Raw genomic sequence first — 7,315 nt, forward strand, 5'->3', positions numbered from 1 at the left:
GGAAGGGAAACGATGCAATGGGTTTTGATCGCAAACGTTCTGGTCGGCTTGTTTCTGCTATGGCGGGGTTTCGTGCCGTTTGAACCATCCTCCGATGCTCTTCATCCTCTGAAGGGACAGACGACTTTCGGCGAAGAGAAGGTTCTCCGGGACGGGTCGCAAGAAAGTCGGCATTTTAAAGGATTACAGCGAGATGCAAGATTGCTTGGTCTCACGGAAACAGGGACGCACATCGTCCGCAAGCAATGGCTCTTGGCCGTCGGCGCTTTTTTCGCCGGATTTCTGCTCTGGATAGAAACCTTCCATATTGTTTGGTTTATCTTCGGGATATTCGCTTCATGGACAAGCTATCGGTGGCCGGTTCAGCATCTGCGCCGCCAAGCGGAGCGATTGCGGCACGAGGTGGAGAACGAACTTCCCTTCCTGCAGGTCGGGATGCTGCAGCGTTTACTGGCCGGCTTATCTCCGTATCAGGCGACACTGGAGACGGCTCCGTCGATTTCCGGCGCTTTGCGACGGGAGATCCAGCGTCTTACGCGTGATATGGAAATGACGGGGGATGTCGCGGGAGCATGGAAACGCTGGGCCGAACGGATTCATTCCCCGTCTGCCTATCGTTTCGCCGCGCTGCTGCAGCAGTTGATGACCGTGAATACGGCGAACATGGAGCGGCAGCTTCGTTTGGCCTATCAAACGTTGCGGCGGGAACAACAAGCCGCATGGCAACAAAAAGTCCGGCAACTTCCGGGCCGCTTGCAGTGGCCGAATTTGCTCATGTTTATCAATCTGATCCTGTTGCCCGTAATCGGTGTGGGGCTCGAGCTATCGCAGAGGCTCCGCATCTTTTTATAAATTTCATTCTACGAAGGGAGGAAGGCCCTTGCTGCGGGACTTGGGCCGACAATTGATGTTGAAAAATCAGTTAAAGAAGTGGTTGAAAGACGAACGGGGGATTGCCTCGATCGACGAAGGGAATCTGGCCATGGTCAAGCTGCTGGCCGGCATGGGACTCGGTTCGCTGCTGTTTGCCGGGATTGCCGCCTTCGGAGCGGCGCTGCTCGGCGACAGCGGACTTTTCCAAAGCGTGCTGACGAATACCTCCGTCAATTACGACGGCGGTCTTTGGACGAACTGAGGCAAAGAAGAAGGGAGGCGGGACGCTCGCTTCCCTCTTCTTTTTGCGGCAAGGCAGGCAAGCAGGCAAGCAGGCAAGCAAGTCAATTGAAAAACATTTGATCCGATGAAGGGAGGAAGGCCCTGTTGTTTAACGAGGGCCGAATACGATGTTGAAAAAACGAATGATGAAGTGGTTGAAAGACGAGCAGGGGATCGCCTCAATTGACGAAGGGAATCTGGCGATGGTGAAGCTTTTGGCCGGCATGGGACTCGGTTCACTGTTGTTTGCCGGGATTACCGCCTTCGGGACGGCGCTGCTCGGCGACGGCGGACTTTTCCAAAGCGTGCTGACGAACACCTCCGTCAATTACGACGGCGGTCTTTGGACGAACTGAAGTGGAAACAAAGGGAACGGAGCGATCCGCTCTCCTTTCTTTTTCAAACATGGGAGGTGCAGTTCAACACATGTACGGAGATGAGAAAACGAATCGTTCTGCCGGGAAACGAATCGTCAGTTGCTTGCTGTTTCTTGTCCTGGCGTTTTCCCCGGTGTTTTCCGGCATCGGCGCGGCGGCTCCATCCGAAACGCTGGTCAGCGCGACCGTCGATGTGATTGTAGCGATCGATACGACCGGCAGCATGTCGGGCTGGATTCAGCAGGTGCGTTCGGAAACGACATCATTTGCCAATCAACTCGAAGCGGAAGGGTTCGACTACCGGCTCGGATTGCTCGACTTCAAAGATATTCGAGTCGACGGAGGGCCGTGGTGGTATGGTTTTACGGACGATTCCTCGACGTTTAACCGATGGGTAGGCGGTTTGCGCGCGACCGGCGGCGGAGATTGGCCGGAGTCGGATATTAACGCGATGTACAATGGGTATCTCAAGTTCAAAAGCGAAAGCCGTTCCACAGCCGGCAGGATGATCATCCTGATCACCGACGCTCCTTTTTTAAGCAATGAAAGCGGGTATGACGTCAAGGAGATTGGGAAGCTGCTCAGCGACAACAACATCGTCTTAAACATCATCGGCACGGGGGCGGATTCTTACGGTCAAGCCCGTGAGTTGGACGGATACACGCGCGGCGAATATTTCCGAACCAATGATTTGCGAACGGCTTATCAAGGAATCATCGCGCAAATTCAACGCAATACGCCGCCGAAGGTGGAAAACAGCAAAGTGGTTCTTCCTCCCGGCGTCGATCCGGGTTCGATCAATACGACGACCGAATTGGAATTTTCCCTCGTCGGCTCGGATGCCGACGGAGACGCGCTTCGCTATTATTGGGAAGCTTTATCTCCGGAGGAGCGCAAAGTCTTTCTCGGCAGCACGCCGATGATCCGGGTGCGGCTGACGGAACCGGGCGTTTGGGAGGTGACCGGAACGGCAACGGATCCGACCGGGGAATCGGTCTCGGTGACGCATACGATTGCCGTGGGAAACCGGAAACCTGCGGTAACCAATTTGCGCGTCGATTCCGCAAACACCAAAATGCCGACGGTATCCTGGAATTACAGCGATCCGGAAGGGCATCCGCAGGAAAAAATCCACATGCGGGTCAAAAAGTCCGGAACCGTCGTTTGGGACAGTGGGGAAATCAGCCAGCCCAACGCATCGATGACAGCAAAAGGGATGGATTACGGTCAGGATTATGTGGTGGAAGTTCGAGCGATGGATCGCTACGATGCATGGAGCGATTGGGCAAGCTTGCCGATCCATATCTACTCGCTGCCCGACTTGCGTCCGATGGCCCTTGTGACGACTCCCGCCGGTTCGGTTCTCGATCAAAACACGGTGAACGTTGCCGTATTGTTGAAAAACGAAGGGGAGCAAGCAGCAAGTGCGTTTCGGGTGACCCTGTACGATGACGGGAATGCGGTTGCAGAGCAAACGATATCCAGCTTGGCAGGCGGAGGAAGCCGGGACGTTTCGTTTTCCTTCCAGGCAAACCGGCCCGCTCTTCATCAACTAAAAGCCGTTGTCGATTCCGCCAAACAAGTCGCGGAAGCAAACGAGGGCAACAATGAGATCGCCGGTTCGATCCAGGTACTGCACCGAGTGGAACTCGTTCCTTCAATCGAAGTTGTTCCTGCGCCGGAAGTGCCGCAGGGCGGCCGATATGATGTTCGGGTTCAAATAAAAAATAACGGACAAGGAGCGGCGGGATCATTCCGGGTCGATCTGTTCCAAAATGGCGCCCGAATTTCCCAGAAAACGATCGATCGACTGGATGCCGGCGCTGTTGCTTCGTTTGAGCTTGACGATGTGCTCGCCGAACCGGCGGGCAATGTCACGTATAAAGTGATCGCGGATGCCGCGGCCCAAATTGCGGAATCCCGTGAAGACAACAATGCGGCGGAAGCCGCCATTCGAGTCGCTTCCGTACAGGAAGTCCGAAACGTCCGAATCACCGCGACACCGGATGGGCGCAGCGCGACCGTTTCCTGGGATGATCCGGCTGACGCCTTTTTCGATCATGTGAACCTCCTGTTCGAAGGGACATCCCAGCGGGTGGACAAAGGCGTTCAAAAGTGGATGTTCCGTGGTCTGAAACCGGAGACGTCTTACAACCTGCGTATCGCAACGGTCAACACAGCGGGCAAACGATCCGTCGGCATCAATCAAACCGTAACCACGCCAAGGGATTCCGTGCCGCCTGACGATGTGGGAAATGCCAGAATTACGGTGGTGCCGACCGGCAAAGCGTTTCAGGTGACATGGCAAGATCCTGCGGCGGACGATGTCAAGGAAGTCCGGATTGCCTACCGTCCGTCCGGGGAAACATTCGGCGAGCCCTTGATTGTTCCGAAAGGCGTGAAGAAGATCGCTTTGGATGGATTGGCAAACGGCACGACCTATGAAATTCGGTTAACCGCCGTGGATATATACGGAAACACGTCTGCGGGGATAACGGTCACCGGCGTGCCGAAGGACACGGTTCCGGCGGGAGAGGTTCGCAATGTTCGTCTGACTTCAGGGCCGCAGGGAAGGTCGATTCGGGCGGAATGGACGGATCCGAATGATCCGGATTACCGACTCACCGTAGTGAGCTTGCTGGATAAATATGGCAAGTTCGTTGGAACGCCGATAACGGTCGAAAAAGGGAAACAAAACGTTACGTTTCTGAAGGTCATGCCCGGGGCGGACTATGTGCTTCAATTTGTTACCGTCGATGAGGCCGGAAACCGTTCGGCCGGCGTCAAAACATCCTTGCGTACGGATGAGGATACCGTGCCGACGGAGGCGGTTCGAAATCTGTCCGCAGTACCGGATAAAAAAACCGGAAGCATCCGGATGAGTTGGACCGATCCCGAAGAGGAGGATCTGAAGGAAATCGTCCTGTGGATCAAAGAAGATCAGGAAGGGGCGGAGTGGACGGAAACCGGCCGTATCCCTGCGGGAGTCGAATCGGTTGTCCTTCGGCCGGAAGCGAATCGGAAGTATGTGGTGAAGGCCGTCGCCGTGGACGATCAAGGAAATCGTTCGAAACCGTCGGAAGTTCGCTCCGTGTTGCTGTTGCCGAAGCCGTTAAAACCAGCGGATTTCCGGTTCAACAAATGGGGAACCTCTCAGGTCATCCAATGGCGTGAAGAAGGCAATGTTTCGCCGGTAACGTATCGTTTGTACCGGCAGATTGCCGATGACGGGGAATGGAAACTGCTTGCTGAATTGCCGGCGGGAACGACCCGATACGTCGATCGTTTGGAACTCGAAGACGGTGAGCGGGTGCAGTATGTTGTAGCTTCGGTCGACCCGGAAGGAACGGAGTCCGACAAGGCCGGGCCGGTCGGTCCTGTGGTGTCGCTTTCGGACAATCCGATTTTGCGGCTTAGCCATGTGTCACCGGAAGAGGTGAAATTGGCGAGCACAGCTGTTCGGGGAGCGGAATCGTACACGCTGGAGCGAAGGCTATCCGACGATTGGACCGTGATTGAGACCAAACGTGGCACGGAAGACGCAGCAGAGTGGCTGGACCGCGATATTCGCCCCGGTCAACGCTACCAATACCGGGTGACCGCAGAGCGCAATGCCGTCCGAGCGGTGTCGATCCCCATTTTTGTGACGGTACCGGGTTCTGCTCCTTCCATGCCCGTCGCCTTGGAGGCGAAACAAGAAGAAAACGGGGTTCGGCTTCGCTGGCAACCGCCTGCTGAAGGCGCCGATGCCTACAACCTGTATGTGCAAGCGGGCGACGGCCCGATATTGCTGCTGGCCCCGCGCATTGACGCTTTGACGTATAAGGACGGAACAGTTCGCTCCGATGGAACTTATATCTACCATGTTTCGGCCTGGAAGGACGGTAAAGAATCGGAAAAAGCGGCTTTTCCCGCAGTTTCGATAATGAATCGTCCTCCTTCCGGTTGGGGCAGTCCCGAGGATGATCCGAAAGATCACATCGGCGATTACGTGGTTGTGGAACAGGTAGGCGAAAGCGTAAGGATTTCCTGGAAAGCCGCTGAAGGTTCGCCAGCTCACTATTTCGTATATCGTCAGGAAGCGGGCAGCATGTATCAAAAGCTGATCGCGGTGTTAACCGGCGATCGGCTGCAGTTTACGGACAGCACGGCGAAAGTCGGAAAAACCTATGTCTACGCCGTTCAAGCCCAATACCGGAAGCCATACGGGAGCTTGCTGACGCCCAAGTTTGAAGCGAAGCCGATCAAGGTCGTGCCGGAAGACGGGATTCTCCCGTCTGCGGTGTTCGATCCGTCACATGTAACGGCATCCATTGACGATGGCCGCGTCCTGATCACGTGGGAGACGCCGAAAGCCGCCAAAGAATACCTCATTTACAGGAAGAAAACCACAGACCCGATGCGAATCTTGGTCGGTAGAGTTCCCGGAGCAAAGGGAACGTTGTTTACCGACGACTCGGTTAAATCCGGCGAGCAAGTGGAGTATGAAGTGATCGCCCGGTATCCGGGCGGAAACTCGGCGACGGTGAAATCCAATGCGATTGCGATCCCATGAGCTGCGTCCAAAGCAGCGGAGCCGCCTGAACAGGTGGCTCCGCGATCAATCCGGAACGGCCAGTCTGGAATGGCTTGTCCTGCTGCCCTTTTTATTGTTCTTTCTGTTGATCGGTGTTGATTTTATGCGCTGGCAGATCACGCTCTTTGCCGTCCAGCCTGTCGCGGAGACAGCGACGCAGGCAATCGAGATGCGGAAAGGAACGGATGAACAGGTGCTGCAGGATGTTGCCCGTTTACTGGAACAAAGAGGTCTGGATCCGGCACAGTGGTCATTTTCCGTCACTCCGGTGGAGGCAACGCCCCATCCAACATGGTGGGTGACCTTTAAAACACGCATCCCCTTTCGCGCGTTTGCTCTCTTCGGCCAGGATGTATCCGTTCCGATCGAAGTCACCCGAGCAAGCGATTTCCGAAAAGGTCATGTAGCGCCGGGCAATAACAACGAAGAGGCAGCATCGGCTCATCAAGTCTCTGTCATGAAGGAAGGTGGATGGCATGTTGATCCATAGGAGGCTTCATGCGCAATCCCCGATGGACAACGATTGGGTGGAGGTGGGCAGAAGAGGCAGCGGCAATGTGTTGTCTGTTCAGATGATGGCCATGCCATCCGACGAGCATTCGGTCCTCTTCCGGATGGTGAATCGCAAGACCGGCGCGATCGTTGTCGAACCCTGGATATTGCATCGCGATTTGATCCGGATGCTCCACAGCGGGTTATCCATGCTGAACGACAAACAGGAGCACCCTGCCATTTTCCCGCGCTTGCGTTTCAACCGGAGAAAGAAGTGATGCTCCTGTTGATCGGAACGGGGACTCTTTTGTATGAAAGACTGTAGGGCGTATAAACCGTTGATTTCCAGGTTGAACTCTATGGTGTGGGAGGTGAATGGATTGATCATTCATATGACATGCCGGGAATGTGAGCATAACGGGGATTTGGACCATTACGCCCGGGATGTAGTCAAAAGCGGAGGAAGGATTGTGTATCGCGAACTGGACGCAGCTCGCGAAAGAGGACTGCTGTCGGTTGAATTCGATAGCGAAGCGCAGGCCTCGGATTTTTGGGATCGCTTCAAACAGACGGATTCGTATCCGTTTTGCAGTTGATTTCATAGGCGCCCAGACAAAGCGATCTCTGAAGATGAGGTCGTTTTTTTATGCTTCAAATAGAGGCTCGGAATTAAGCAGGTGTTCTGAGTCTGAATGAGGGGTGAATGAGGCAGAAG

General features: G+C 55.0%; 7 protein-coding genes. All 7 read left to right on the top strand.

Going from position 1 to position 7,315, the window contains the following annotated elements; all coding sequences use genetic code 11:
• Positions 1 to 12 precede the first annotated feature (12 nt).
• The 7 genes from ACFFK0_RS15515 (at position 13) to ACFFK0_RS15545 (ending at position 7,196) form a co-directional block, all read left to right on the top strand.
• Entirely contained in the window at positions 13 to 852 is an 840-nt protein-coding gene (locus ACFFK0_RS15515) for a type II secretion system F family protein (RefSeq protein ID WP_377471169.1), read from the top strand.
• Between the two features lie 28 nt (positions 853 to 880).
• Positions 881 to 1,135 carry a hypothetical protein gene (locus ACFFK0_RS15520; RefSeq protein WP_377471170.1) on the top strand — a complete coding sequence of 85 codons (255 nt, stop codon included), beginning with the start codon at positions 881 to 883 and terminating at the stop codon, positions 1,133 to 1,135.
• Between the two features lie 148 nt (positions 1,136 to 1,283).
• Positions 1,284 to 1,511, top strand: a complete 228-nt coding sequence (locus tag ACFFK0_RS15525) for a hypothetical protein (protein ID WP_377471171.1) — start codon at positions 1,284 to 1,286, stop codon at positions 1,509 to 1,511.
• Positions 1,512 to 1,581: 70 nt separating this feature from the next.
• Complete coding sequence (locus tag ACFFK0_RS15530) at positions 1,582 to 6,087, top strand: CARDB domain-containing protein (RefSeq protein WP_377471172.1); 4,506 nt, start codon at positions 1,582 to 1,584, stop codon at positions 6,085 to 6,087.
• Positions 6,068 to 6,598 carry a hypothetical protein gene (locus ACFFK0_RS15535; RefSeq protein WP_377471173.1) on the top strand — a complete coding sequence of 177 codons (531 nt, stop codon included), beginning with the start codon at positions 6,068 to 6,070 and terminating at the stop codon, positions 6,596 to 6,598. The genes ACFFK0_RS15530 and ACFFK0_RS15535 overlap by 20 nt, the downstream gene beginning before the upstream one ends.
• Positions 6,585 to 6,878: a hypothetical protein gene (locus ACFFK0_RS15540; RefSeq protein ID WP_377471174.1), complete on the top strand. Its 294-nt coding sequence runs from the start codon at positions 6,585 to 6,587 to the stop codon at positions 6,876 to 6,878. The genes ACFFK0_RS15535 and ACFFK0_RS15540 overlap by 14 nt, the downstream gene beginning before the upstream one ends.
• Positions 6,879 to 6,980: 102 nt before the next feature.
• Entirely contained in the window at positions 6,981 to 7,196 is a 216-nt protein-coding gene (locus ACFFK0_RS15545; RefSeq protein ID WP_377471175.1) for a hypothetical protein, read from the top strand.
• Positions 7,197 to 7,315: the final 119 nt, after the last annotated feature.

The organism is Paenibacillus chartarius (assembly GCF_042432825.1).
GTDB classification, from domain to species: Bacteria; Bacillota; Bacilli; order Paenibacillales; family NBRC-103111; genus Gordoniibacillus; species Gordoniibacillus chartarius.

Coding starts and splice junctions, on each gene's coding strand:
- ACFFK0_RS15530 (WP_377471172.1), top strand. CDS start 1,582: ATGTACGGAGATGAGAAAACGAATCGTTCTGCCGGGAAACGAATCGTC.
- ACFFK0_RS15535 (WP_377471173.1), top strand. CDS start 6,068: ATGCGATTGCGATCCCATGAGCTGCGTCCAAAGCAGCGGAGCCGCCTG.
- ACFFK0_RS15525 (WP_377471171.1), top strand. CDS start 1,284: ATGTTGAAAAAACGAATGATGAAGTGGTTGAAAGACGAGCAGGGGATC.
- ACFFK0_RS15515 (WP_377471169.1), top strand. CDS start 13: ATGCAATGGGTTTTGATCGCAAACGTTCTGGTCGGCTTGTTTCTGCTA.
- ACFFK0_RS15540 (WP_377471174.1), top strand. CDS start 6,585: ATGTTGATCCATAGGAGGCTTCATGCGCAATCCCCGATGGACAACGAT.